This is a genomic window from Paracoccus sp. PARArs4 (assembly GCF_947311865.1).
In the GTDB taxonomy this organism is placed as follows: Bacteria; Pseudomonadota; Alphaproteobacteria; order Rhodobacterales; family Rhodobacteraceae; genus Paracoccus; species Paracoccus zeaxanthinifaciens.
The window spans coordinates 20,953-47,263 of sequence record NZ_CAMZMW010000009.1 but is presented as its reverse complement, the minus strand read 5'-3'; the positions used below and the strand labels follow the sequence as shown (position 1 = coordinate 47,263).

The window sequence follows — 26,311 nt, the reverse complement described above, 5'->3', positions numbered from 1 at the left end:
GGTCGCGGGCCGCGTCAAGTGCGGGCGGCCTCGTCCGCGGCGACCAGCGCCTCGAGGCGCGCGACCTCGGCGCGGACGCCCTGTGCGACGGCATCCGCCAGAAGGCTCAGCCGGCGGGACGCGCGGTCGTCGGCATGGCGGATCAGCCAGAAGCTGCGCCTGAGCGAGACGCGATCCGTCAGGATCCGCCGCACCCCCGGCGCGAAGGGCAGCGCGAAATCATGGACGATCCCCAGGCCCGCCCCGCTGCGCACCGCCTGCATCTGAACCGCGACCGAGTTCGACGTGATCTGCGCCGTCCCCACACCCGTCGCCGACAGGTAGTCCAGTTCCCGGTCGAAGATCATGTCGGGGATATAGCTGATCATCCGGTGGCCGCGCAGATCGTCCAGGTCGCGGATCGGCGCGCGCCGCGACAGGTAGTCCCCATGCGCCGCAAGATGCAGCCGATAATCCGCCAGCCGCTGCACCGTCAGCCGCCCCGTATCGGGGGGCGACACGGCGATGGCCATGTCGGCCTCTCGTCGCGTCAGGTTGACGACGCGCGGCAGGGCCACGATCTGGATCTCCAGCCCCGGATGCAGGCGCGAGATCTGCAGGGCGACCTGCGGCAGCAGATAGTTGGCGCAGCCGTCAGGCGCGCCGATGCGCAGCTGGCCGGTGATGCCGGCCTCGCGGTTGACGGCCTCGGTCGCGGCCTGGGCGGCCTGCTCGGCGGCCTCGGCGGGGGCGACCAGCCGCGCGCCCTCGTTCGTCAGCTGATAGCCCTGCGGCGTCTTCAGGAACAGCGCCGCCCCGATCGCGGATTCCAGCCGCGTGACGCGCCGCCCCACGGTGGATGCGTCCATCGACAGCCGCCGCCCCGCGCCCGACAGGCTCTCGGTGCGGGCCACCGCAAGGAAGATGCGCAGGTCGTCCCAGTCCATTCCCGCCCTTTGCGAATTTGCAAAACCCTTTTGCCATCATGCCCCTTCAAGCCGCATTTCCGCAAGGATAGAGTGCCCTCAAAGCGAACAGGAGGACGCCATGAAAGAGATTCATCACTGGATCGACGGCAAGGAATACAAGGGCACGTCGGGCCGCTTCGCCGATGTGTTCAACCCCGCCACCGGCGAGGTTCAGGCACGCGTCTCGCTGGCGACCAAGGCCGAGCTGGACGACGCGATCGCCCGCGCCGCCGATGCGCAGGTCGCATGGGGTGCGACCAACCCGCAGCGCCGCGCCCGCGTCATGATGGAGTTCGTGCGCCTCATCAATCGCGACATGGACAAGATGGCCGAAGTACTGTCCAGCGAACACGGCAAGACCTTCCCGGATGCCAAGGGCGACATCCAGCGCGGGCTCGAGGTGATCGAGTTCTGCATCGGCGCGCCCCACCTGCTCAAGGGCGATTTCACCGACAGCGCCGGTCCCGGCATCGACATGTATTCGATGCGCCAGCCGCTCGGGGTGGTCGCGGGCATCACGCCCTTCAACTTCCCGGCCATGATCCCGCTGTGGAAGATCGGCCCGGCGCTGGCAGCGGGCAACGCCATGATCCTCAAGCCGTCCGAGCGCGACCCCTCGGTCCCGCTGATGCTGGCGGAACTGCTGAAGGAGGCGGGCCTGCCCGACGGCGTGCTGCAGGTCGTGAACGGCGACAAGGACAGCGTGGACGCGATCCTCGACAGCGAAGTCGTCCAAGCCGTCGGCTTCGTCGGATCGACGCCCATCGCGCAGTACATCTATGAACGCGCCGCCGCGACCGGCAAGCGCGCGCAGTGCTTCGGCGGCGCGAAGAACCACATGATCATCATGCCCGACGCCGACATGGACAAGGCCGCCGACGCGCTGATCGGCGCGGGCTACGGCGCGGCGGGCGAACGCTGCATGGCGATCTCGGTCGCGGTGCCGGTGGGCGAGAAGACCGCCGATGCCCTGATCGAGAAGCTGGTCCCGCGCATCGAGGCGCTGAAGGTCGGTCCCTGGACCGCGGGCGACGATGTCGATTACGGCCCCGTCGTGACCAAGGCCGCCAAGGAGAACATCCTGCGCCTGGTCCAGTCCGGTGTCGACCAGGGCGCCGAGCTGGTGGTCGATGGCCGCGACTTCAGCCTGCAGGGCTACGAGGACGGCTTCTTCGTCGGTCCGCACCTGTTCGACCGCGTGACGCCCGACATGGACATCTACAAGCAGGAGATCTTCGGTCCCGTGCTGTCCACCGTCCGCGCCGGCAGCTACGAAGAGGCGATCAAGCTGGCCATCGACCACGAATATGGCAACGGCACCGCGATCTTCACCCGCGACGGCGACACGGCGCGCGATTTCGCGAACCGCATCAATATCGGCATGGTCGGCATCAACGTCCCCATCCCGGTTCCGCTGGCCTACCACACCTTCGGCGGCTGGAAGAAGTCGGGCTTCGGCGACCTGAACCAGCACGGCCCGGACGCCTTCCGCTTCTACACCCGCACCAAGACGGTCACCGCGCGCTGGCCCTCGGGGATCAAGGAAGGCGGAGAGTTCAACTTCAAGGCCATGGAATAAGACGGGTTGGCCGGGGCGGTGTTCGCCCCGGCCAATCGCTTTCGCCTTGCAACATTCTGGCAACATCTGCCAATTAAACATGCGTTCAATTCAAGCGGATCTGGGGAGGGAGACGCATGGACTTCGCATTGACCGAGGAACAGACCGCCATCTTCGAGATGGCACGCGATTTCGGGCAGGACCGGATCGCACCCCACGCACATCAGTGGGAACAGGACGGCACGATCCCAAAGGACCTCTGGCCGGACGTGGCCGCACTGGGCCTGGGCGGCATCTTCGTGGCCGAGGAACATGGCGGATCGGGCCTTGGCCGCCTGGACGGGACGCTGATCTTCGAGGCGCTGTCGATGGCATGCCCCTCGGTCGCGTCCTTCCTGTCGATCCACAACATGTGCGGCGGGATGATCCAGAAATTCGGCAGCGACGCCGCCCGCGAACGCTGGCTGCCCCCGCTGGCGCGGATGGAGAAGATCTTCAGCTATTGCCTGACCGAACCCGGATCGGGATCGGACGCCGCCGCCCTGCGCAGCCGCGCGGAGCGAGACGGCGAGGGCTGGCTGCTGAACGGGACCAAGGCGTTCATCTCGGGCGGGGGGTATTCGGACGCCTACCTGTCGATGGTGCGCACCGGCGGCGACGGCCCGCGCGGCATCAGCGCCGTCATCGTCGAGGATGCGACCCCCGGCCTGTCCTTCGGCGCCCCCGAGGACAAGATGGGCTGGCGGTCCCAGCCCACCGCGCAGGTCCAGTTCGACGACTGCCGCATCCCCGCGGACAACCTGCTGGGCGAGGAAGGCCGCGGCTTTTCCTATGCGATGGCGGGCCTGGATGGGGGTCGGCTGAACATCGCGGCCTCGGCGCTTGGCGGCGCGCAGGCCGCGCTGGACCGCACCGTCGCCTACATGTCCGAGCGTCGCGCCTTCGGCAAGTCGCTGGACCAGTTCCAGGCCCTGCAGTTCCGCCTGGCCGAGATGGAGACCGCGCTGCAATCCAGCCGCATCTTCCTGCGCCAGGCCGCGTGGATGCTGGACCAGGGCGCGCCCGACGCGACCAAGTTCTGCGCCATGGCCAAGCTGCAGGTCACCGACCGCGCATTCGAGGTGGCGAACCAGTGCCTCCAACTGCATGGTGGCTATGGCTACCTGGCCGATTACGGGATCGAAAAGATCGTGCGCGACCTGCGCGTCCACCAGATCCTGGAAGGCACCAACGAGATCATGCGGCTGATCATCGGCCGCTCCATGCTGGCTGACAGGGGGTGACGACGTGACCGATCTCAGCATCCGCAAGACGGGCCGCGCGGGCCGCATCACCTTCACGCGGCCCAAGGCCCTGAACGCGCTGAGCCACCCGATGGCGCAGGCGATCCACCGCGCGCTGGACGACTGGCGCGAGGATGCGGATGTGGACCTGGTCATCATCGACGCCGAGGGCGAGCGCGCCTTCTGCGCGGGCGGCGACATCGCCGCCGTCTATCACGCGGGCAAGGCGGGCGATCACTCGGTCGGGGCGGATTTCTTCCGCGACGAGTACCGCATGAACGCGGCCATCGCGGATTATCCCAAGCCGATCGTCGCCTTCATGCAGGGCTTCGTCATGGGCGGGGGCGTTGGCGTGGGCGGCCATGCCGGGCACCGCATCGTCGGCGACACGACCCGGATCGCCATGCCCGAAAGCGGTATCGGCCTGATCCCCGACGTGGGCGGCACCTGGCTTCTGGCGCGCGCGCCGGGCCGGATCGGCGAATACCTGGCGCTGACCGGCGCGCGGATGGGACCGGGCGACGCGATCCATGCGCGCTTTGCCGACAGCTATCTGCCCGAGGATCTCTGGCCCGACCTGATCGCCGAACTGGAACGGACGGGGGACGCGACGCTGATCCGGGGCCAGACCCCGCCCGATGCGCCCCTGGCCACGCGGGATCTGTCCGCCTTCGGCGGGCACGACCTGGAACAGATCCGCGCAAGGCTGGAGGCGCAGGGAGATGCCGACAGTCTGAAGGCGCTGGACCGCAACTCTCCGCTGTCGATGGCGGCGGGGCTGGAAATGGTGCGCGCCGCACGGGCCGACGACCGCATGCAGCAATCGCTGTCACGAGAGTTCCGCTTTACCGCCCGCGCCACGCGGCAGGGCGATTTCCTGGAAGGCGTGCGCGCGCAGATCATCGACAAGGATCGCCAGCCGGACTGGCAGGCCGCAGCGACGCCCGAGGCTGTCGCCGCGATGCTTGCCCCGCTGGACGACGAACTGGAATGGGAGGAGACAGCATGAAGATCGGTTTCATCGGCCTGGGGAACATGGGTGCGCCGATGGCGGCCAACCTGGCCGCCGCAGGGCATCAGGTCGCGGGCTTCGACACCGCCGCGCCCGTGCCCGAAGGGGTCGCGCAGGCCGCCACCGGGGCCGAGGCCGCTGCCGGGGCCGACGTGGTCATCACGATGCTGCCCAACGGCCAGATCCTTCGCGCCGTCGCGGCCGAGTTGATCCCGGCGATGCGCAAGGGCGCGATCTTCTGCGATTGCTCGACCGTGGATGTGGACAGCGCGCGGGCGGTCGCATCGGACGCGGCGGCGGCGGGGCTGGGCGCGGTCGATGCGCCGGTTTCGGGCGGGATCGGGGGCGCGCAGGGCGGCACGCTGACCTTCATGGTGGGCGGTGCCGACGCGGATTTCGCGACCGTTCAGCCGCTGTTCGACATCATGGGCCAGAAGGCCGTGCATTGCGGCGATGCGGGCGCGGGCCAGGCAGCCAAGATCTGCAACAACATGATCCTTGGCGTCACGATGATCGCCACCTGCGAGGCCTTCGCCCTGGCCGACAAGCTGGGCCTCGACCGGCAGAAGATGTTCGACGTGGTCTCGACCAGCTCGGGCTACAGCTGGTCGATGAACGCCTATTGCCCCGCGCCGGGCGTTGGGCCGAAATCGCCTGCGGATAACGACTATACCCCCGGCTTCGCGGCCGAACTGATGCTGAAGGACCTGAACCTGGCACATCAGGCGGCGGATTCGGCCCGGGCCGACACCCCGATGGGGCAGCTGGCGCGGGACCTGTACGAACGCTTCGTCGAGGACGAGGACGGGCGCGGGCGTGACTTTTCCGCCATGCTTCCGCGATTTGTGAAGCGAAACGGCTGAAGTTCAAGATTCCGGCTTTCGCGTTAGGGAACCCTCAATCATAGGCGTGGTTGGGTTCCCATGACGGAAACCATGCCGCAAGGGGCGCCCGGAATGTCCAGATTTGCAAGGATCGCGCTGATCGTCGCGCTGGCCGCCACCGGTGCGGTCGGCATCGGTCATCGCCACCTTGCCCGCACCGCCGAGGCGCAGGAGGCAGCCGCTGCCCCCGCCCGCCCCGAGATCGGCGCGACGCCCCCCGCCAACCAGTTGCAGATGATCGAGGATCCGGGCCGCTTCGGCATCGGACCCGCCCCCCGCGGCACCCATTACGCCGTGCATCGCGGCCATCTGATCCGCCTGAACGAGACGGGCAAGATCGTGTCGATCCTGCGCCCCCTGCCCGACAGCCCCCGCCCTTCGCGCAGATAGGTCGGAAATCGCATGGCTGCATTGCAGCATGAATGCGGAACCCCGGCGCCACCGCCGTGTTGCATGTGACCTGAAACAATCCAAAGGTCCGATATCATGCTGCCGCGCACCCTCATCGCTGCGGCGGGGGTCATCTGCGTGACGGCAGCCCTCGCCCCATTCGACATGTCGATCGGCCATGCAAACAGCCCCGCAGCGGAACCCGCGCAGGTGCCGCGCAGCTTCGAGGTGGGCGACATCGCGCCGCGCGACGGGACGCATATCGTCTCGCGTCCGGGGCTCTACGGATTGTCGGTGCCGCCCGAAGGCGATGTCTATGCTGTGCTTGGCGGGCAATTGGTCAGGCTGGACGCCACCAGCCGCAAGATCCTGTCGCGGATGCGGCCCGTCGATGCGATCGTGGACTAGCCGTCCAGCAGGCTGATCGCGGCCTCGGTCGCGGCGGCGGTCACGCGATCCCCCGCCAGCATGCGCGCGATCTCGGCGATGCGGTCGTCGCGGTCCAGTGGCGTCACGGTCGAGGTCGTCATCCCGTCCGCCACGGCCTTGGCCACGCGGAAATGCCCTGCCCCAAGCGCCGCGACCTGCGGCGAATGCGTGATGACCAGCACCTGTGACCCCTCGGCCAGGGTCTTGAGCCGCCTGCCGACTGCATCGGCGGTCGCGCCACCGACACCGCGGTCGATCTCGTCGAAGATCAGGACCAGCGCATCGTTGCCGCGCGCAAGGCAGACCTTGAGCGCAAGCAGGAAGCGCGAAAGCTCGCCGCCCGAGGCGATCTTGTCCAAGGGACCCGCAGGCGCACCGGGGTTCGTCGCGACGGTAAAGGCCACCGCATCGCGCCCCTCGGGGCCGGGCTCGCCCGCAGTTACCCGCGTCTCGAAGACCGCCCTTTCCATCTTGAGCGGCGCAAGCTCGGCCATGACGGCGGTATCGAGCTGCCCCGCAGCCGTGCTGCGCGCCTGGGTCAGAGCGTCAGCCGCGGTATCATAGGCGGCATCGGCGGCGATCACCGCCTTGCGCAGATCCGCGATGCGGCTTTCGCCCGCGTCGATCCGTTGCAGCCTGTCACGCAAATCATCTGCCAGCCCCGCCAGATCGTCCGCCAGCACGTCATGCTTGCGGGCCAGCGCGCGCAGCGCGAACAGGCGCTCCTCGGTGGCCTCCAAAGCGTGGGGGTCGAAATCCATCGCGCTCAGCGCGTTCTCGACGCCCTGCGTGGCTTCGCCCAGCTCGATCAGCGCCCGCGACAGCGCCGAGATCGGATCGTCCAGCCGCCCCTCGGCCCGTTCGGCAGCGCCGTCGAGCCAACGCGCGGCATCGACCATCGCCCCTTCGGCGCCATCGCCGCCAAGCAGCTGCAAGGCACGGGCGACATCCTCGCGGATCCGTTCGGCCCCCTGCATGCTGCGGCGGGCGACGTCCAGACGCTCTTCCTCGCCGGGTTCGGGTGCCAGCTTGTCCAGTTCCTCGACGGCGTGGCGCAGGAATTCCTCTTCGGCGCGGGCGGCGGCAAGGCTTGCCTCGGCCTCGGCCAGTTCGGCATGCGCGGCGCGGCGTGCGCTCCAGGCGGCCCGCGGCGCGGCCATGTCCAGGCCCGCGAAGGCATCCAGCAGCGCGCGGTGCCCGCGCGGGTTCAGCAACCCGCGATCGTCATGCTGGCCGTGCAGCTCGACCAGCACCTCGGACAGGCGGCGCAGCACCTCGCCCGATACGCGGCGGTCGTTCACCCAGCCGGTCTTGCGACCATCGGCGGCGTTCACGCGGCGCAGGATCAGCTCGTCATCCTCGACCGCGATGCCGGCCTCGGCCAGCACGTCGCGCGCGGGATGCCCCTTCGGCAGGTCGAAGACGGCCTGAACCTCGCCCTGATCGGCGCCCTTGCGGACCTGGTCCGCCCTGCCCCGCCATCCCAGCACGAAGCCGAGGCAATCCAGCAGGATCGACTTGCCCGCGCCGGTTTCGCCGGTCAGCACGTTCAGGCCCGGTCCGAAGCTCAGCTCCAGCCGGTCGATCAGCAGCATGTCGCGAATATCGAGCGTTCTCAGCATCCGAGCGCCCCGATCAGGTCTGACCCGCGTCGGATCAGAGCCATTTTCCCTGGATGGTCTGGCGGTACACGTTGTCGAGCCAGCTGTCCCCGCGCGCCTCGGGCGACAGGCCGCGACCGCGAAGCTGGCGATAGGCGTCGTCGTAGAAGGGCGAGGACTGGAAGTTGTGACCCAGAATGGCGCCCGCGGTCTGCGCCTCGTCGGTCAGACCAAGCGCCAGATAGGCCTCGACCAGACGCAGCAGCGCTTCGGGGGTCTGGGTGGTCGTCTGGAATTCCTCGACCACGACGCGGAAGCGGCTGATGGCCGCCGAATAATGCCCGCGCTTCAGATAGTAGCGGCCGATCTCCATCTCCTTGGCGGCGAGGTGATCGAAGGCCAGGTCGAATTTCAGGATCGCGCTGCGGGCATATTCGCTGTCGGGATATTGCTCGATGACCGTGCGCAGCCCCTGCAGCGCCTGGAAGGTCAGGCCCTGGTCGCGGCCGACATCGTCGATCTGGTCGTAATAGGACAGCGCCAGGAGGTACTGCGCATAGGCAGCTTCCTCATCCCCGGGATAGACGTCGAGGAAGCGCTGCGCGGCGCTGCGTGCCTCTTCGTAGTTCTGGGCCTTGTGGTTGCCATAGGCCTGCATGATCAGCGCGCGTCGCGCCCATTCGCTGTAGGGATAGAGGCGCTCGATTTCCGAGAAATAGAAGACGGCATCCTCGGGGTCGCCGCTATTCTCGAGCTCGTATTCGCCGCGCTGATAGATTTCGGCAGCCGTGAACTGGTCGAGATTCTGGCGCAGCGCAGCCTCGCGGTTGGCGCCGCAGCCCGTCAGGACCAGTCCGGCCAGCACCGCAGCCATCATCGAAGCCGAGATATTCGTGCCAGCCATCTTCACCCTGCCCAAGCTTCTGTTCCGCCCCGGCCCCAAGGGCCGACGCCGCCGCGACGTCCTAGCACAGAACAACAGGGGGCGCAAAATGGCAATGCGTTGATTTCCGCGATGCTTTCACGACAGCGGGAAGGCCGGCGGAGGGCGGCGCAGAATCACTGCGCCGCAGGTCACTCGGCGGCGACGGGCATCGGATGCGCCAGCCCGGCCAGCGGGCCGTAATCGGCGACGCCGGCGCCTGGCAGGCGGGTTTCCAGGTCGGAATCGACCTCGGCCCAGGTCCAGGCGGTGGGATCCGCGAACAGCGCGCGCAGCAGGCGGTTCGTCATCGCGTGACCCGCGCGGTGACCGGTATAGCGTGCCAGCAGCGGTGCACCCGCCAGCGCCAGATCGCCCGTGGCGTCCAGCATCTTGTGGCGCACGGCCTCGTCGTCATGGCGCAGGCCGCCCGGCGACAGGACATCCGCGCCATCGACGACGACGGCGTTCAGATAGGTGCCGCCAAGCGCCAGCCCGTTCTCGCGCATCACGTCGATATCGGAGGCGCGGCAGAAAGTGCGGCTGTCGGCCAGTTCGCGCAGGAAGGCGCCATTTGCCATGTCCAGCACCTTTTCCTGATGCCCGATCGCGGCGTCGGCAAAATCGATCTGGAAATCGATCTCCAAGTGATCGGCAGGCGTCAGGCGTGCGAACGCCTCGCCGCTGCGAACTTCGACCGGGCGCAGGACGCGGATCGCGCGCAGCTTCGCGTTCTGGCGACGCAGGCCGACGGCAAGGATCTCGGCCACGAAGGGGGCCGAGGAGCCGTCGAGGATCGGAACCTCGGGGCCATCGACCGTCACGACGGCGTTGTTGACGCCGGTGCCGGCCAGCGCGGCCATCACGTGTTCGACCGTCGACAGGGTCACGCCCTGCCCGTTATCCATCAGCGTGCACAGCGGCGACAGCGTGACGTTGTTCCACAACGCCGCGATCTCGACCGCCGGGGACAGGTCGACGCGCCGGAAGACGATCCCGTGGCCCGCAGGCGCGGGGTGGATTTCCAGTCGTGCGGGCTTGCCGGAGTGGAGGCCCACACCGTCGAATGCCACTTTGTCTTTCAGCGTCGTCTGCATGATCTGCCTGTCTTCGCAAAGCTTCTGATCGGTTCAATTCCTGCAGCCAACGCACAACGCTGGCTGCAGGGTTTCAGCTATGCCCGGGCGGGTGCAGCTTCAATTAACGTTTTGTAACGGGGTGAAACAATCACCCCCGCCCCTGCAACACGGGCGAAGATGCATTTGACAAGCCATTGATTGCAAAAGAAAGAAGGGCCGCACGTGGCGGCCCTTTCCCAAAAGATATGCGTCGATTTCGTGAACGGATCAGTTCGCCTGGCGACGCAGGAATGCGGGGATCTCGACATTGTCGCCGCCATTGTCGGGGCTGGCCAGATCGTCGAAATCGGTTTCCTGCTGACGGGCACGGACGGCGACACGCTCGTTCACACGCTCGGCGATCGAGGATGCGGCGGGCTTCTGCGCGCCCTGTTCACCGTGACCAGCCATACGCTCCAGCATGCGGCCGAGGCCGCTCATCCGGCTGTTCGCGCGCGGATCGGCCTGCTGCGGCTGCTGCTGGGCCGCGGCGCCCTGCTGGCTGCGGTTGTCGACGGCGCGGCGCAGGCGGTCCATCACCTCGGGGGTGGGCTGGCCTGGACGGCCCTGGGGGGCGCGCGGCGCGACGAAGGCCGAGGCGTCGTCCTCGATCCGGACCGAGTTCTGGCGCGGCGCTTCCTTCGGCTGATAGGCCGGCTTCGGCATCTCGTCCTCGGTCCGCGCGGCGGGTTGCTGGACGGCGGGCTGCGGGGCAGGCGCGGTGGGCGCGGGCTGGGCTGCGGCCTGCTGGCTGCGGACCGTGGCCTGATCCTCGACCACCGGGGCATCCGCGATCGAGGGGTTCTGCGTCAGCGGCGCGGCCATGCCGCGGCGCGGGGTCGGAACCTCGGCCGGGGCGGCATCGGCGTCGATACCGGTCGCGACGACCGAGACGCGGATCGTGCCGTCCATGTCCGGATCCAGCGTCGAGCCGACGATGATGTTCGCGTCGCTGTCGACCTTGTCGCGGATCACGTTCGCGGCCTCGTCCAGCTCGAACAGGGTCATGTCATAGCCGCCGGTGATGTTGATCAGCACGCCCTTGGCGCCGTTCAGGCTGATCTCGTCCAGCAGCGGGTTGGCGATGGCGCGCTCGGCGGCTTCCTGCGCGCGGTTGTCGCCCGCAGCCTCGCCGGTGCCCATCATGGCCTTGCCCATCTCGTCCATCACCGCGCGGACGTCGGCGAAGTCGAGGTTGATGAGGCCCGGACGGACCATCAGGTCGGTCACGCCCTTGACGCCCTGATACAGCACATCGTCGGCCATGGCGAAGGCTTCGGTGAAGGTCGTCTTCTCGTTCGCCAGGCGGAACAGGTTCTGGTTCGGGATGATGATCAGCGTGTCCACGACCTTCTGAAGGGCCTCGACGCCCTCCTCGGCCTGGCGCATCCGCTTGGTGCCTTCGAACTGGAAGGGCTTGGTCACGACGCCGACGGTCAGGATGCCCATCTCACGCGCGGCCTGCGCGATGATCGGGGCCGCACCGGTGCCGGTGCCGCCGCCCATGCCTGCCGTGATGAAGCACATATGCGCGCCCATCAGGTGATCGACGATATCCTCGATCGTCTCCTCGGCGGCCTTGGCGCCGATGGTGGGCTTGGCGCCCGCGCCCAGACCCTCGGTCACCTTCGGGCCCATCTGGATGCGGCTGGTGGCGCTGTTCTGCTGCAGCGCCTGCGCGTCGGTATTGGCGACCACGAACTCGACGCCTTCCAGCATCTTCTCGATCATGTTGTTGACGGCGTTGCCGCCCGCGCCGCCGACGCCGAAGACGGTGATGCGGGGCTTCAGCTCTTCTTCGTCGTTCATCATCAGATTGAGGTTCATGGTTCCGCCTGTTTTTCGCTGCTTCGCATTCGGGCGCGGTCTGCCCGCTCGAATCCCGTTGATTTATGCTTGATCGTAACCTTTCTGCCACGTTCCGTCATCCGAAAAAGCCGGAAAGCCCGCAAAATATGGCAAGATTCACCTGCAAATTAAGCGGTATCTTGCCAAGGGCGCAGAATATGGTGTGGAAGCCCGCACCAATCGCTAACGAAAGGTTTCCGCGATCACCAGTTGCTCTTGAACCAGCGATAGGCGCGCTTGAAACTGCGCGCGGGATAGGCATCTGCCGGGGTCTCGAAATCCCACCATTCGTCCTGCGGATGAGCCGCGAACAACGCCAGCCCCACCGCCGAGGAGAAGCTGGGATCGGTCAGCTGGTGGGACAGGCCGTCGATGCGCAGCGGACGCCCGCAGCGGATGTTCGGCCCAAGGATCCGCGCGGCCAGACCGTCCAGCCCCGGGATCTGGCTGCCGCCGCCGGTCAGCACGATCTGCTGGCTGGGCATGTAGTCGAAGCCCGCAGCGTCCAGCACCCCGCGCACGCCCTCCAGGATCTCCTCGACCCGCGGGCGCATGATCGCGATGACATCCGCACGACTGACCTGACGGCGATCCGCCTCCCAGTCGCCGGTATCGCCGCCGATGTCGATCATGTCGCGGTCATCGCGGCCCGTGGCCTCGACCCCGCCGCTGAGCGTCTTGAGCCGTTCGGCGACGGGCAGGCTGACGCGCAGGCCCTGCGCGATGTCCTGCGTGATCAGGTTGCCCCCGATCGCCACGTGATCCGAGAAGATCATGTGCTTGCGCACGAAGATCGACACGCCCGTGCCGCCGCCTCCGAAATCGATGCAGGCCGCGCCCAGCTCCTGCTCGTCCTCGACCAAGCTGGCGCGCGCCGAGGCATAGGGCGCCGACGCGATCCCGGCCAGTTCCAGGTCGCAGCGCCGGATGCAGTGGACCAGGTTGCCGATCGCGTCGCCATCCACCGTCAGGACATGCATGTCGCAGAACAGCTTGTTGCCCAGGTGCTCTCTCGGGTCGGCAAGCCCCGAGCGGTTGTCCACGGCAAAGTTCACGGGCTGTGCGTGCAGCACCTCGCGGCCTCGGCCGAAGTCGGGCACGTCGCAGGCGGCCAGCACCTTGGCCACGTCGTGATCGTCCACCTTGCCCTGCGCCAGCGGCGTCTCGCCCGCCAGACCGTAGGAAGACGGGCGCCCGCCCGACATGCAGGCGATCACGTGGTCGATTCGGACGCCGGCCAGCTTCTGCGCGGCGGCGACCACGGTGCGGATCGCGCGCTCGGTCTCGGCCATGGTCTCGATCTCGCCCCGGCGCATCCCACGCGACCGGGTCGAGGCCGCGCCGATCACGCGGAAGTTCACCTGCCCCGCCATCGGCCCGACGCCGTCCGTCTCGCGGAAGGTTCCGGTCCCGTCGAAGCGCAGCACCAGGCAGGCGATCTTCGAGGTGCCGATATCGAGGATGCCGATGACGCCCCGCTGAAGCGCCGCGCGGCGCATGTTCCGCATCGCCCGCTGTGTCTGGTACAGTTCCGCCATGATCCGACCCCTCCCCTGGCTTCAGCCTTCGTTGTCCTGCAGGATGCGCCCGTCCGGCCCCAGGGGGGGCTGGCCACGGGCGGTCCTGATCGTGTTTCGCGCGTCGATCCCCAGCCGCAGCACGGGCCGCTTGGGGTCGCGCAGATCGACCACGGTGATGTCGCGCGCCAGCAGATCCTGCGCGCGGTCCATCGCGATCGCGGCCTCCAGCGCGACCAGCGCCCCTTGGGCGGGCAGCATGATCCGCTGGCCCTGATCCAGCACCAGGTCCCACCGGCGTTCGCCGCGCCGGACCAGCCCGCGCACGCGTGGCAGGATCGGCCCGGCCGCATCGAACAGCTGCAGCGCCTCGGGGGTGGCCTCTTCCGCCCCCTCGCCCGAAACCAGCGGCAGGTCGGGGCGCACCTCGCGCGAGGTGACGCCCGCGACGCGGTGACCGTCCTCGTCCAGCATCTCGATCCCGCGGGCATGACGCCACAGCAGCGCGGGCTGCCGTTCGGTCACGACCGCCGACAGGATGCCGCCCGGCTTGACGCGCAGGTCGATCGTGTCCACCGCGTCCAGCTGCATCACCTGGAGCCGCAGCGCGGGCAGGTCGATGTCGAAGCTGGAGGCCGGAAGATCGACCGGCAGCATCGCCTTCAGCGCGCGCTCGACCACGGGCGAGGCCCCCTCGACCTGCATCTCGCGGACCTGGAATTCCTCTCGGTTCTGGACGCTGTCCACGGCGCGGGCGATGTTGTCGGTCAGCGCGGCGCGGCGATCCTCGTCGGACAGCCACAGCCCCCCGATCATCGCGGCCAGGAAGGCAGGCGCCCCGATACGCGCGACGCGGCGCCACAAGGGGCGCAGCCACATGCGCTGCAGGCGGTATTTCAGGCGGGACGGCGCGGGGTCGCGGCGCGGACGCGCCGTGTCATGGGTCTGCTGCTTTCCGGGGCGGTGATCGATCACGACCGGCACAGCGCATCCTCCACCATCCAGCGCATCAGGGCGGGAAAGTCGATCCCCGCATGCGCCGCCTGTTCGGGCGCAAGCGAGGTCGGCGTCATGCCGGGCTGGGTGTTCACCTCGAGGATGACCAACCCGTCGATGCCGCGCGTGTCGTCCCAACGGAAATCGGTGCGCGACAGCCCGCGGCAGCCAAGCGCCTCGTGGGCGCGAAGGGCCATCGCAAGGCATGCCTCGCGGATATCGGCGGGAATGTCGGCGGGAACCACGTGACGCGACCCGCCCACGGTGTATTTCGCGGCATAGTCGTACCAGCCGTCGACCATGATCTCGGTCACGTCCAGCGCGCGGTCGCCCATCACGGTGGTCGTCAGCTCGCGCCCCGGGGCATAGGTCTCGACCATGACGCGGGCGGGCATATCGGGGGACAGCTGGGGCGGCTCGTTCGCGCCGTCATGCACGATATAGACCCCGACCGAGCTGCCCTCGTCATTCGGCTTCACGACATAGGGGGGCGCGATCACGTGGCAGGCGCGCACCTCGTCCGCATCGGCGATCACGCTTTCGACGACCGGCAGTCCGGCGGCGCGGAAGGCGGCCTTGGCGCGGGTCTTGTCCATCGCCAGCGCCGAGGCCAGCACGCCCGAATGCGTATAGGGCAGCCCCATCCATTCGAGGACGCCCTGCACGCAGCCATCCTCGCCCCACCGGCCATGCAGCGCGTTGAAGACGACATCGGGCGCAGCCTCGTTCAGGCGGCGGACCAGCTCGTCCCCGCGCGAATCGCCAAGCGCGATCTCGATGACTTCGTATCCTGCCACCCGCAGTGCAGCCGCGCATTCGCGGCCCGACGACAGCGACACCTCGCGCTCGGCCGAGGGTCCGCCCATCAGAACGGCCACTGTGGGGGCTGTCCTGCTCGACCTGCCCGTCACGTATTTGCCTTTCATCCCCGTTTTGATCGGGGTTCATGAAGAAGGCGCGCGACCGTCAGGCCCCGCGCTTCGCAAAGGATACAGCCAAAGCCCTGCGCACAAAAGCGCATTTTCTCGTTTCAGAATATAAGTTTGCAAGCTTTCGCCGGTTAACCCGGCCTTAACTTTCCTCTGGGCCGGGTTCGCCGATGCGAACGACCTCCCATTGCAGCTCGTGGCCGCTCTCCTCCAGGACGCGGCGGCGGACCAGCTCGCCCAGGGCTTCGAGATCGGCGGCGGTCGCGCCGCCCGTGTTGATCAGGAAGTTCGGATGCTTCTGCGACATCTGCGCCCCGCCCCAGCTGTGGCCGCGCAGACCGGCCTGATCGATCAGCGCCCAGGCCTTCAGCTCGTGCGTGTCGTCGGCCTGCCCGGTCGAGCTGTAGCCCGCCGGATTGCGGAAGGTGGACCCCGCGCTGCGGTCCCGGGTCGGCTGGGTCGCATCGCGGCGTTCCAGCTGTTCGGCCATGCGGGCATGCAGCGCGTCGGGATCGCCCTTGGGCGCGCGCATGCGGACGCCGGTGATCACGCAGCCCTCGGGCAGTTCGGAATGGCGATAGGCCAGTTTCAGCTGTGCGGCGTCCAGCGTGATGACCTGCCCGTCCCGCGTCACGGCGGTGACGTCGATCAGGCGGTCGGCCATGTAGGTGCCATAGCAGCCGGCGTTCATACGGACCGCGCCACCGATGCTGCCGGGGATCGTGCGCAGGAAGGTCAGGTCCAGCCCCGCATCGGCCGCCCGCCGCGCGACCTGCGCATCCAGCGATGCCGCGCCCGCGGTTACGATGTCGCCGTCGATCTCGACCCCGTTGAAGGCGCGGCCCAGCCGGATCACCACGCCGCGAATACCGCCGTCGCGCACGATCAGGTTGCTGCCGACGCCCATCGCGAAGACCGGAACCTCGGGGTCCAGCGCCGCCAGGAACTCGGCCAGGTCGGCCTCGTCCGCGGGTTGGAACAGCCAGTCGGCAGGGCCGCCCACGCGAAGCCAGGTCAGACTGTCGAGAGAGCGGTTGGCAATCAGGCTGCCACGGGGGGTCGGAATGTCAGCGGTCATGCGGATCTGGTAGTCACGGGGGGCGCAGGCGTCAACCGCAGGCCCAGATTACAGAAGAAAGGTGGTCCCGGCGGCAACACCGGCGGTCAGCAGCGCCAGCACGGTCAGACCGCCCGCCGCGTTGCGCCAGCGCAGCCGGTGGCGCCGCGCAAAGGCGATGCCCAGCCCCGTCGCGACACCCAGAAGGGCGGGCAGGACAGTGAATGCCTGCGCCGTCATCGCCGCCAGATCGTGAAAGCCGTCGTGCCCCTGCGCGGCAAGGCGCAGTTGCAGGGCGATGGCCGCCAGCAGCAGCGACAGGATCAGCAGCGGCCAGATCAGGCGCAACCGCGCGGCACCCCAGGCGATGAAGCCCGCGCCGGCAAGGCAGCAGGCCGCGATGATCCAGGGGGTCTCGATCGTCACTGTCCGGCACCCGGCGGCATCGCGGGCGGATGACCGCCCGAACGCGGATGCGCACAGAACGCCAGCGCCCCAAGCGCAAAGCCCGCCACGCCGAAGCCCGGCCCCCACAGCAGCGTCAGCCAGCCCAATGTCGGAACACCGCCCAGCACGACCGTCCAGGACAGGCAGCGACGCAGCCGCCCCTCGGTCCAGGGGCGCAGGGCCGCGACCAGCAGGAACGCCGCCGATGCGACCAGCGCCAGGCCTGGCGCCGAGAGATGCTGCGCCAGCGTCACGCGGCCTTGCCCTGCAATCGCGCCGGAAGCGCGTTCGCCCAGGCCGAGATGGTGCCCGCACCCAGGCAGACGACCATGTCGCCCGGACGGGCCTGCTCTCGGACAAGGCGCTCCAGGTCGTCCTCGTCCATGACGGCGCGTGCGTGGCGGTGGCCATGCGCGATCAGCCCGGCCACCAGGTCGTCGCGACCCGCGCCGGGGATCGGATCCTCGCCCGCGGCATAGACATCACCGATCGCCACGACATCGGCCTCGTTGAAGCAGGTGCAGAAATCGTCGAACAGGCTGGACAAGCGCGAGAAGCGGTGCGGCTGGTGGACGGCGATGACGCGGCCCTTGGTCGCCTGGCGGGCGGCCTTCAGCACGGCGGCGATCTCGACCGGGTGGTGACCGTAATCGTCGATGATGGTCACGCCATCGACCTCGCCCACGCGGGTGAAGCGGCGACCCACGCCGCCGAACTTGGCCAGCGCCTCGCGGATCTCGGATTTCTTGATGCCCAGGTGACGCGCGACGGCGACGGCGGCCAGGCAGTTCGACACGTTGTGATCGCCCGGCATGGGCAGGGTGCACCCTTCGATCAGCGGGATGTCGTCGCCCGTCGCCTCGCCCTGCAGCGCGATGTCGAAATGCGCGATGCCGTTCTCATAGGTCAGGTTCAGCGCGCGCACATCGGCCTGCGCGTTGAAGCCGAAGGTGACGACGCGGCGGTCGGTCAGGCGTCCGACCAGGGCCTGCACCTCGGGGTGGTCGGTGCAGCAGACCGCCAGGCCATAGAAGGGAATGCCCGATGCGAAATTGTAGAAGCCCTGCCGCAGCGCGTCGAAGCTGCCCCAATGCTCCATGTGCTCGGGGTCGATATTGGTGACGATGGCGATGTCGGCAGGCAGGCGGTTGAAGCTGCCGTCGCTCTCGTCGGCCTCGACCACCATCCATTCGCCGGCACCGGCGCGCGCGTTCGAGCCATAGGCGTGGATCACGCCGCCGTTGATGACCGTCGGATCGACGCCCCCCGCATCCAGCAGCGTGGCGACCATCGTCGTGGTCGTGGTCTTGCCGTGGGTGCCCGCGATGGCGATGTTCGACTTCATGCGCATCAGCTCGGCCAGCATCTCGGCGCGGCGGACGATGGGCAGGCCGCGGCGGCGGGCCTCTTCCAGCTCGGGGTTGCCCTTCTTGATCGCGGTCGAGATGACGACGACGCCCGCGCCCTCGACATTCTCGGCGCGCTGGCCCTCGAACACGGTCGCGCCAAGCGTTTCCAGCCGGTCGGTGATCTTCGACCGCTTCAGGTCGCTGCCCTGCACGCGATAGCCCAGGGTCAGCAGCACTTCGGCGATGCCCGACATGCCGATGCCGCCAATGCCCACGAAATGGATCGGGCCCAGTTCTCCGGGCAGTTTTGTCGCCGCGTTCATCGCAGAATCTCCGTAACGAGGTCATAGAGGCGCCGTGCCGCATCGGGCCGGGCCAGGGACAGCGCGGCATCGGCCATGGCCTGTGCCTGCGCGGGGTCGGTAAGGATCGCGCGGATGTCGCGCGTCAGGCTCTCGGCGTCAAGCACCGATTCGGGATGGATATGGGCCGCCCCGGCCTCGGCCAGGGATTGCGCGTTCGCCGTCTGGTGATCGCCCGCCGCAGCCGCGAAGGGGATCAGGATCGAGGGGCGCCCGATCACCGTGATGTCGGCCAGCGAGGACGCCCCCGAGCGGCTGACGACCAGCTGCGCCGCCGCGATGCGTTCGGGAACATCCGCGAAGAAGGGCTGCACCTCGGCCTCGATCCCGGCCTCGGCATAGGCGGCGGTGACGCGTTCCGCATCCTCGGCCCGTGCCTGGTGGCTGACGCGCAGGCGCGCGCGGATATCGTCGGGCAGACCGGCCACGGCGGCGGGAACCACGTCCGACAGGACGCGTGCGCCCTGGCTGCCGCCGATCACCAGCAGGTTCAGCGCCCCCTGCCCCGGCGCGGCATAGGGTGCCGCCGAATGTTCCAGAACCGCCGCCCGGACCGGGTTGCCGACATGGCTGCCCTGCACCCCGCCCGGCAGGTCGGTCGGCCAGGTGCCGCAGGCGACCCGCTGGACACGCCCCGCAAAGATGCGGTTCACGCGCCCCATGATGCCGTTCTGTTCATGGATCATGCGCGGAACGCCCATGGTCAGCGCCGCCGACATCGCGGGGATCGTCGGATAGCCGCCGAAGCCGACCACCACGTCGGGCCGGTCCGCGCGGAAGGCCCGCCGCGCGGCCATCACGCCCGACAGGATGCGGAACGGCGCGGACAGCTTGCCCGCAACGCCGCCACGCGCAGTGGTGGCCGAGCTCACGACCTGCCGCTCCACGGCCTCGGGGAAATTCCCGGCATAGCGGGCACCGCGCGTATCGGTCGACAGCTTCACGCGCCAGCCCTCGGCCAGCATCAGTTCGGCCAGCGACTGCGCGGGAAACATGTGGCCACCGGTCCCCCCGGCAGCGATGAGTGCAAGTTTTCGGGTCATCTCAGTGCCTCCGACGGAGGATTTCGGCGAACTCGCCCTGTGGGCGGGTGCGGGTCAGCGCAAGCAGCATGCCCATGGCGATCCCGGATGCGATCACCGACGAACCGCCATAGCTGACGAAGGGAAGCGTCATCCCCTTGGCGGGCAGCAGCCGCACGGCCACGCCCATGTTGATCAGCGCCTGCACGCCGAAGGCGCAGGCAAGCCCCGTCCCCGCGATCCGCGCGAATGCATCGCGTTCCTTCATCATCCGCAAGAGCGACCGGCTGACGATCAGGCCATAAAGCGTGATGATCGCCATCACCATGATGAAGCCGTATTCCTCGGCGGCGACGGCGATGATGAAGTCGGTATGCGCATCGGGCAGCGACCATTTCACCGACCCCTCGCCCACGCCGACGCCGAAGAAGCCGCCCTCCTGGATGGCGTTGGTGGCGTAACCGATCTGGGTGCGGGGATCGACCTCGGGCTGCAGGAAGCCGTTGATGCGGCGGGCAAAGTGTTCGGACGCGCCATAGGCGAAGACCCCGCCCAGCAGCGCCATCCCCGCGACGGCCAGCAGCAGGATCATGGGGGCCCCGGCCACGAAATACATGACCAGCCAGGAAAACAGCACCAGCGAGGCCTGCCCGAAATCGGGCTGCGCCGCGAGGAACAGAACGACCGTCACCAGCGCGCCGAAGCTGATCAGCTTGCCCGGCGGGCCGCCCACCTCCTGGCTGGCGGCCATGAACCAGGCGCAGAGCGCGACGAAGCCGGGCTTCAGGAATTCCGATGGCTGCAGCGACACGAAACCAAGCGACAGCCAGCGCGTCGCGCCCTTGCCGAAATCGGTCCCGATGAAGGGCAGCGCCACGATCAGCAGGAAGGACACCGCGAAGCCCAGCACGCCGATCCGCCGGATCTGGCGCGGCGACAGCATCGACACGACCAGCATCACGACCAGTCCCAGCCCGCCGAAGACCATCTGCCGCTGGACATAGTAGAAGCGCGGAAGGTTGTTCTTCTCGGCCAGCGGCACCGACGCCGCCAGTCCCAGCAGCAGCCCGATCGCGAACAGCCCGATCACGCAAGCCAGCGCCCATTTGTCGAGCGTCCGCCACCAGCGTGGAAGAATGGGATCGCCCGCCCGTGCGGGCGTGGCGCCAAAGACCATCTCGGTCATGGGAATACCGCCGTCACTGCCTCTGTCCTGCCCGGTTGGTCCGGGTCTGACGCGGATGATAGCGCGATTGTGCCTCCGCCGCTACAGTCGAATGAAAAAATGAACAATGCGACGAATTTTTCGCAGGCAGCGCGATCAGCCCAGCATCGCAAGGCCGGGGAAGGTCTCCAGCAACCAGAAGCTGATGGCCGACAAGGCCCCCGTCAGCAGCATGACGCCGACCACGATCAACAGCGCGCCCATGACCCGCTCGATCGTCTTCAACCAGGGCTTGATGCGATTCATCACCCCGATCGCGCGGTTGATGAAGATCGCGGCCAGCAGGAACGGGATCCCCAGCCCAAGCGCATAGACCGCCAGAAGTGCGGTGCCGCGCGACAGCTCGCCCCCCGAGGCCGCAAGCGACAGGATCATGCCCAGCTGCGGCCCGATGCAGGGCGTCCAGCCGAAGGCGAAGGCAAGGCCCAGCACATAGGCCCCAAGCGCCCCGCCCTGCCCCGAACCGGTCTGCATCCGCGCCTCCTGGTCCAGGATCGGGATGCGGATCACGTGCAGGAAATGCAGGCCCATCACGACGACCATGACGCCCGCCGCCCGCGCCAGCCAGTCCTGATAGGCAAGGAAGGCCCGCCCGAATGCCGATGCCGCAAATCCCATGATCAGGAAGACGGTCGAGAGGCCCAGCACGAAGAACAGCGCGGGCAGGACGGCACTGCGTTCGCGCGCCCGAAGGCCGTTCACGCCCACTCCGGTCATATAGGCCAGATAGGGCGGCACGATGGGCAGCACGCAGGGCGACAGGAAGGACAGCACGCCCGCCAGAAGCGCGACGAAGGCGGCGGGAAGAAAGGCGGCGGTGGCGAGCTCGATTCCAAACATGCCAGCAACTTAGCCAGCCCACGGTGGAAAGATAGCCGTCGGACTGTCACGCCTTCGTGGGTTGCGGGGGCGGCTGTCACGAAAAAGGGGCGCAGGTTTCCCTGCGCCCCCATGATTGGTCGGTTTGGCGTGCTGGATCAGCGGGCCCACCAGCCGCGGCGCTTGGTGCGCTTCTCGGTCGCGGGCTCGGGCTGGTTCGCAGCCTCGGGTGCGACCGCCTGCGGGGCGGTGACGGCCTCGGGCAGTGCCTCGGCGGCGACCGCTTCTGCGACGGGCGCTTCGGCGACGGACGCCGTCTCGGTCACGGCTGCTTCTTGCGCTTCGGCGACGGGTTCTTCTGCAGGCGTATCAGCGGCGTCGGGCAGCGCATCGGCGCGCAGCTCCTCGCCTCCGGCATCGACCACCTCGGGCAGCGCATCGTCGGTGCTGCGGCGGCTGCGGCTGCGCGACCGGCTGCGCGAGCGGCTGCGACCGGACCCGCTGCCCTCGACCTCCGAACGGGCCTCGCCGTCGTTTTCCTCTTCCGACGCCTCGGGTGCTTCCTGAGCGGTCTCGGACTGCTGCTCGGCCTGATCGCCCTCGGCGCGGTCACCATTGCCACGGCGGCGGCGACGGCGGCGACGCTTGCGCGAACGGCCCTCGCCATCCTCGTCGGCCTCGGGCTGCGGCGCGTCCGAACGGGCATCTGCCGCGGTCGCTTCCTCGGGGGTCGCGTCCTCCTCGACCTCGACGGCGACGACCTCTTCCTCGTCGTCCTCTTCCTCGACGACGATGCTGGCCATCAGGTCCGCGCTGACGCCCAGGGGGGCATGCGCGGCCTCGGCGACCTGGCGGGTCGCGGTCTTGAACTTCTCGATCGCGAAATCGGGCGAGATCAGCGACGGGTCGGCCTCGACCCGCACGGCCATGCCATAGCGCGTCTCGATCCCGGCGATATGTTCGCGCTTCTGGTTCATGAGGAAGTTCACGACGGCGATGGGCGCCTTGACCAGAACCTCGCGCGAGCGCTTGCGCGTGCCCTCTTCCTCGATCGCGCGCAGGATGGTCAGCGCAAGGCTGTCATCGCTGCGGATCAGGCCGGTGCCGTGGCAGTGCTGGCAGGGCTGCGTGGTCGATTCCAGCATCCCCGGACGCAGGCGCTGGCGCGACATCTCCATCAGGCCGAAGCCCGAGATGCGGCCCACCTGGATGCGCGCACGGTCGGATTTCAGGCGATCCTTCATGCGCTTCTCGACGGCGGCGTTGTTCTTTCGCTCGTCCATGTCGATGAAGTCGATGACGATCAGGCCCGCAAGGTCGCGCAGGCGCAGCTGGCGCGCGATCTCGTCGGCGGCCTCGAGATTGGTCTTGGTCGCCGTATCCTCGATCGAGCCTTCCTTGGTGGCACGCCCCGAGTTGACGTCGATGGCGACCAGCGCCTCGGTCACGCCGATGACGATGTAGCCGCCCGACTTCAGCTGCACGACCGGGTTGAACATCCCGCCCAGATAGCTTTCGACCTGGTAGCGCGCAAACAGCGGCATCTGGTCGCGGTAATGCTTCACGCTGCCCGCATGGGTCGGCATGATCATCTTCATGAAGTCCTTGGCGACGCGGTAGCCGCGCTCGCCCTCGACCAGGACCTCGTCGATCTCCTTGGAATACAGGTCGCGGATGGTCCGCTTGATCAGGTCGCCTTCCTCGTAGATGGCGGCCGGCGCGACCGACTGGAAGGTCAGGTCGCGGATCTGTTCCCACAGGCGCAGCAGGTATTCGTAGTCGCGCTTGATCTCGGTCCGGGTGCGCTGGCTGCCGGCGGTGCGGATGATCAGGCCCGCGCCCTGCGGCACGTCCAGTTCGCCCGCGATGTCCTTCAGCTTCTTGCGGTCGGCGGCATTGGTGATCTTGCGGCTGATCCCGCCACCGCGCGCGGTGTTGGGCATCAGGACGCAATAGCGGCCCGGCAGCGACAGATAGGTGGTCAGCGCCGCGCCCTTGTTGCCGCGCTCTTCCTTGACGACCTGCACCAGCATGATCTGCCGGACCTTGATCACTTCCTGGATCTTGTAGCGGCGCGCACGCGGCTTGCGGGGGGCGCGCACCTCTTCGGTCACGTCCTCCTCGGCGACGGATTCGATGCCGTCGTCGTCGCTCGTGGTCTCGTCACCCTCGGCGGTGTCGGCGCGGGCGGCCTTGGGCTCGTGATCGTCCTGATCGGCCTCGGCGCTCTCCTCGGCGATGAGGGCGTCGCGATCGGCCGCGGGGATCTGGTAATAGTCGGGATGGATTTCCGCGAAGGCCAGGAAGCCGTGGCGGTTCCCGCCGTAATCCACGAAGGCGGCCTGCAACGAGGGTTCGACCCGCGTGACCTTCGCCAGATAGATGTTCCCCGAAAGCTGACGCTTGTTCAGGGTTTCGAAATCGAATTCCTCGACCTTGGTTCCGTCGACCACGACCACCCGAGTTTCCTCGGCATGGGTGGCGTCGATGAGCATTTTCTTTGCCATTGATTATGTCTTTCGCGCAGGCAGGCGCCGGGTGGCGACGATGTCGACCCCGGCCCTGCGCTGCGTTGTGATGGGGACGCGGCGGCGTCGCTGGCGGCGAAACCGGCGACGGCGGCTGCAAAGCACCGCCCGTCCCCGTATCTGCCGTCCAAAGCGCGCGTCATCGCGTCTGTTCCTTCGAAAGACCCGCCGTCCGTGGGGACAGCCGGGCCGCTGTCTGTCATCGCCCCGGCGCGCTGCAAGGCGCGGCCCAAGGGCGGGTTTTCCGCGAGACACATCGCCCGCCATTCTTCGGGGCCAGAGGTGTCGCGCTGCGAAACTGTCGGCGCCTGCCGGTTTCCGTTCGACGGACCGGTGGCGCATGGCTTCACCATAGAGGCGGAGGGCAGGAAAATTCAATGCCGAAAACGGTCTGCGACACATTCCTGCGCAGGGTCGCTGTCGCACGGGTGACACGAAGCCGCACCGAAACGCCCCGACCCGCGCCGATCCGTGCCCCGCACCGCCCGCGACGCGTCCTTGCTGTCACGAAGACATAACGCCGCTTTCACGCCCATGTCGCAGCATTCGGGCAGAACGCGACCATGACGGGAAGGCCGGAGGACCCCATGACGGTGATGCGGGCGAATGCGGATCGGGATATCGACGACGCGCTGCTGCGGGCCGCCGAGGCGCTGCCGCCCGGCGCGCCGGTCATCCTGATGTCGCACGGTCTGCGCTATTCCCCCAGCATTCCCGCGCATTGCCCCCACAGCCACATCCTGTCGCCCCGAAAGCCCCGCTGCGGGCCGTCATGGCCGCTGGCACTGGGCTTTCGCGGCGAGCCGACCGAGGGGCTGGCGATCGCCTTCGGCTGGGAGGCCCGCTGCCGCCTTCGCGTGGCCTATGCCCGGGCCGAGGGCGCGGGCCGGACGATGGGCCACCTTGCCGCGCGCCTGTCCGAAGCCGCCGAGCGTCCGGTCGCCATGATCGGGCATTCGCTTGGCGGGCGGGTCGCGCTGCAGGCCGCCGCCACCGCGACGCCCGGCGCCGTCGGGCGCGTCGTCCTGCTGAACGCGGCCGAGTTCCGCGACACCGCCGATGCGGCCGTCGCCACCCCTGCCGGACGGCGGGCCGAGTTCCTGAACGTCACCTCGCGCGAGAACGACCCCTTCGACTTCGCGCTTGAGGCGATGCTGTCGGGCGGGCGCAGGCGCGCCCTGGGTTTCGGGCTGGAACGCAGCCGCGCGAACTGGGTCGACCTGCAGATCGACGATGCGGCGACGCTGGATGCGCTGGCGGATCTGGGCTTTCCGACCGAACGCGGCGCCCGGCGGCTGTCGCACTGGACATCCTATCGCCGGGGCGGGCTGTTCGACTTCTATCGCGCGGCGATGTGCCACCCCTGGGCGCTGCCCCTGGGGCTGCTGCGTCATCACCTGCCGGTACGTCCCGAGCCGCGTTGGGCGCGGCTCTGGTCCGCGCCGGGGGCCGTGGCGCGGGCCTAGTCGCGTTTTTCGGGCAGGGCGTGCGCGCGATAGAGGCCCGCATTCCCCATCAGGAAGGCGAACAGCATGATCGGCAGGCCGAAGGTCTTGAACCAGACCCAGGTCTCGTCCGAGAAATTGCGCCAGATCACCTCGTTGGCGATCGCCAGCACGACGAAGAACACCGCCATGCGCAACGTCAGCTTGCGCCAGCCGTGATCGTCCATCGGCAGGGCCTCGGACAGGACGGCGCCCAGCCAGTTGCGGCGCAGCACCAGCGATGCGCCCAGGATGGCCCCGAACAGCAGATAGATCAGCGTGGGCTTCATCTTGAAGAAGCGCGGATCGTTCAGCCAGATCGACAGCCCGCCGAAGACCAGCACCAGGACCAGGGTCGCGATCTGCATCGGCTGCAGGCGTCCGTTGACGCGCCACTGCACGACGCTTGCCAGCACCAGCGCCGGGATGAAGGCCAGCGTCGCCAGGATGAAGCCGCCATAGTCGCGCCCGGCGATGCTGACGGTATCGTTGCGGAACAGCATGAACACCGCGAAGAACAGGACCAGCGGGCCGAATTCCAGGAGCGGCTTCAGCCAGGGTTTGGGGTTTTCCATTGCATCTGC

Annotated in this window: 24 protein-coding genes; 7 read left to right on the top strand and 17 right to left on the bottom strand. The window is 68.2% G+C overall.

Annotation, left to right across the window (positions count from 1 at the left end; all coding sequences use genetic code 11):
- Window positions 1-14: 14 nt before the first annotated feature.
- Window positions 15-926, bottom strand: coding sequence for a LysR family transcriptional regulator (locus tag QMZ16_RS09160; RefSeq protein ID WP_282603013.1), 912 nt, complete (start codon window positions 924-926; stop codon window positions 15-17).
- A gap of 100 nt (window positions 927-1,026) precedes the next feature.
- Between QMZ16_RS09160 and QMZ16_RS09155 the strand changes: the two genes are divergently transcribed.
- From QMZ16_RS09155 to QMZ16_RS09130, 6 genes are all read left to right on the top strand, one after another.
- The gene (locus QMZ16_RS09155; protein WP_282603012.1) at window positions 1,027-2,526 is read left to right on the top strand and encodes a CoA-acylating methylmalonate-semialdehyde dehydrogenase; all 1,500 of its coding nucleotides are present in this window, start codon (window positions 1,027-1,029) and stop codon (window positions 2,524-2,526) included.
- A 116-nt stretch (window positions 2,527-2,642) separates the two neighbouring features.
- Entirely contained in the window at window positions 2,643-3,788 is a 1,146-nt protein-coding gene (locus QMZ16_RS09150; protein WP_282603011.1) for an acyl-CoA dehydrogenase family protein, read from the top strand.
- A gap of 4 nt (window positions 3,789-3,792) precedes the next feature.
- Complete coding sequence (locus QMZ16_RS09145; protein WP_022708162.1) at window positions 3,793-4,797, top strand: enoyl-CoA hydratase/isomerase family protein; 1,005 nt, start codon at window positions 3,793-3,795, stop codon at window positions 4,795-4,797.
- Window positions 4,794-5,663 (top strand): 3-hydroxyisobutyrate dehydrogenase, encoded by an 870-nt coding sequence (gene mmsB, locus QMZ16_RS09140; RefSeq protein WP_282603010.1) that lies wholly within the window; start codon window positions 4,794-4,796, stop codon window positions 5,661-5,663. Before QMZ16_RS09145 ends, mmsB begins: the two co-directional genes overlap by 4 nt.
- A gap of 93 nt (window positions 5,664-5,756) precedes the next feature.
- The gene (locus QMZ16_RS09135; protein WP_282603009.1) at window positions 5,757-6,074 is read left to right on the top strand and encodes a hypothetical protein; all 318 of its coding nucleotides are present in this window, start codon (window positions 5,757-5,759) and stop codon (window positions 6,072-6,074) included.
- A 96-nt stretch (window positions 6,075-6,170) separates the two neighbouring features.
- A complete protein-coding gene (locus QMZ16_RS09130; protein ID WP_282603008.1) occupies window positions 6,171-6,482 on the top strand; it encodes a hypothetical protein in 312 nt (103 codons plus the stop codon).
- Here QMZ16_RS09130 and recN read toward each other — a convergent pair.
- The 15 genes from recN to QMZ16_RS09055 all read right to left on the bottom strand — a co-directional run bounded on the left by recN (window position 6,479) and on the right by QMZ16_RS09055 (window position 24,222).
- Window positions 6,479-8,125: a DNA repair protein RecN gene (gene recN, locus QMZ16_RS09125; protein ID WP_282603007.1), complete on the bottom strand. Its 1,647-nt coding sequence runs from the start codon at window positions 8,123-8,125 to the stop codon at window positions 6,479-6,481. The genes QMZ16_RS09130 and recN overlap by 4 nt on opposite strands.
- 34 nt (window positions 8,126-8,159) lie before the next feature.
- Window positions 8,160-9,008: an outer membrane protein assembly factor BamD gene (locus QMZ16_RS09120; protein ID WP_028725964.1), complete on the bottom strand. Its 849-nt coding sequence runs from the start codon at window positions 9,006-9,008 to the stop codon at window positions 8,160-8,162.
- Between the two features lie 170 nt (window positions 9,009-9,178).
- Complete coding sequence (gene lpxC, locus QMZ16_RS09115) at window positions 9,179-10,123, bottom strand: UDP-3-O-acyl-N-acetylglucosamine deacetylase (protein WP_282603006.1); 945 nt, start codon at window positions 10,121-10,123, stop codon at window positions 9,179-9,181.
- Window positions 10,124-10,372: 249 nt separating this feature from the next.
- Window positions 10,373-11,971 (bottom strand): cell division protein FtsZ, encoded by a 1,599-nt coding sequence (gene ftsZ, locus QMZ16_RS09110; protein ID WP_282603005.1) that lies wholly within the window; start codon window positions 11,969-11,971, stop codon window positions 10,373-10,375.
- 224 nt (window positions 11,972-12,195) lie between these two features.
- Window positions 12,196-13,530 (bottom strand): cell division protein FtsA, encoded by a 1,335-nt coding sequence (gene ftsA, locus QMZ16_RS09105; protein WP_022708154.1) that lies wholly within the window; start codon window positions 13,528-13,530, stop codon window positions 12,196-12,198.
- Between the two features lie 21 nt (window positions 13,531-13,551).
- Entirely contained in the window at window positions 13,552-14,493 is a 942-nt protein-coding gene (locus QMZ16_RS09100) for a cell division protein FtsQ/DivIB (RefSeq protein WP_022708153.1), read from the bottom strand.
- Window positions 14,481-15,371, bottom strand: a complete 891-nt coding sequence (locus tag QMZ16_RS09095) for a D-alanine--D-alanine ligase (RefSeq protein ID WP_282603086.1) — start codon at window positions 15,369-15,371, stop codon at window positions 14,481-14,483. Before QMZ16_RS09095 ends, QMZ16_RS09100 begins: the two co-directional genes overlap by 13 nt.
- Before the next feature lie 205 nt (window positions 15,372-15,576).
- Window positions 15,577-16,512 carry a UDP-N-acetylmuramate dehydrogenase gene (gene murB, locus QMZ16_RS09090; protein WP_282603004.1) on the bottom strand — a complete coding sequence of 312 codons (936 nt, stop codon included), beginning with the start codon at window positions 16,510-16,512 and terminating at the stop codon, window positions 15,577-15,579.
- A 48-nt stretch (window positions 16,513-16,560) separates the two neighbouring features.
- A complete protein-coding gene (locus QMZ16_RS09085; RefSeq protein ID WP_282603003.1) occupies window positions 16,561-16,917 on the bottom strand; it encodes a hypothetical protein in 357 nt (118 codons plus the stop codon).
- A complete protein-coding gene (locus QMZ16_RS09080) occupies window positions 16,914-17,192 on the bottom strand; it encodes a DUF2484 family protein (protein WP_282603002.1) in 279 nt (92 codons plus the stop codon). Before QMZ16_RS09080 ends, QMZ16_RS09085 begins: the two co-directional genes overlap by 4 nt.
- Window positions 17,189-18,610: a UDP-N-acetylmuramate--L-alanine ligase gene (gene murC / locus QMZ16_RS09075; RefSeq protein ID WP_022708148.1), complete on the bottom strand. Its 1,422-nt coding sequence runs from the start codon at window positions 18,608-18,610 to the stop codon at window positions 17,189-17,191. Before murC ends, QMZ16_RS09080 begins: the two co-directional genes overlap by 4 nt.
- Window positions 18,607-19,692, bottom strand: coding sequence for a UDP-N-acetylglucosamine--N-acetylmuramyl-(pentapeptide) pyrophosphoryl-undecaprenol N-acetylglucosamine transferase (locus QMZ16_RS09070; protein ID WP_282603001.1), 1,086 nt, complete (start codon window positions 19,690-19,692; stop codon window positions 18,607-18,609). Before QMZ16_RS09070 ends, murC begins: the two co-directional genes overlap by 4 nt.
- A gap of 1 nt (window position 19,693) precedes the next feature.
- Window positions 19,694-20,857, bottom strand: coding sequence for a putative lipid II flippase FtsW (gene ftsW / locus QMZ16_RS09065; protein ID WP_282603000.1), 1,164 nt, complete (start codon window positions 20,855-20,857; stop codon window positions 19,694-19,696).
- A gap of 135 nt (window positions 20,858-20,992) precedes the next feature.
- Window positions 20,993-21,736: a cytochrome c biogenesis protein CcdA gene (locus QMZ16_RS09060; protein ID WP_282602999.1), complete on the bottom strand. Its 744-nt coding sequence runs from the start codon at window positions 21,734-21,736 to the stop codon at window positions 20,993-20,995.
- A 137-nt stretch (window positions 21,737-21,873) separates the two neighbouring features.
- Window positions 21,874-24,222 carry a ribonuclease E/G gene (locus QMZ16_RS09055; protein WP_282602998.1) on the bottom strand — a complete coding sequence of 783 codons (2,349 nt, stop codon included), beginning with the start codon at window positions 24,220-24,222 and terminating at the stop codon, window positions 21,874-21,876.
- 608 nt (window positions 24,223-24,830) lie between these two features.
- On the opposite strand from QMZ16_RS09055, the gene QMZ16_RS09050 reads away from it, so the two are divergent.
- Window positions 24,831-25,709, top strand: a complete 879-nt coding sequence (locus QMZ16_RS09050; protein WP_282602997.1) for an alpha/beta fold hydrolase — start codon at window positions 24,831-24,833, stop codon at window positions 25,707-25,709.
- Here the strand turns inward: QMZ16_RS09050 and QMZ16_RS09045 are convergent.
- Window positions 25,706-26,302: an inner membrane-spanning protein YciB gene (locus QMZ16_RS09045; RefSeq protein WP_282602996.1), complete on the bottom strand. Its 597-nt coding sequence runs from the start codon at window positions 26,300-26,302 to the stop codon at window positions 25,706-25,708. The two genes, QMZ16_RS09050 and QMZ16_RS09045, sit on opposite strands and share 4 nt — an antisense overlap.
- Window positions 26,303-26,311 lie beyond the last annotated feature (9 nt).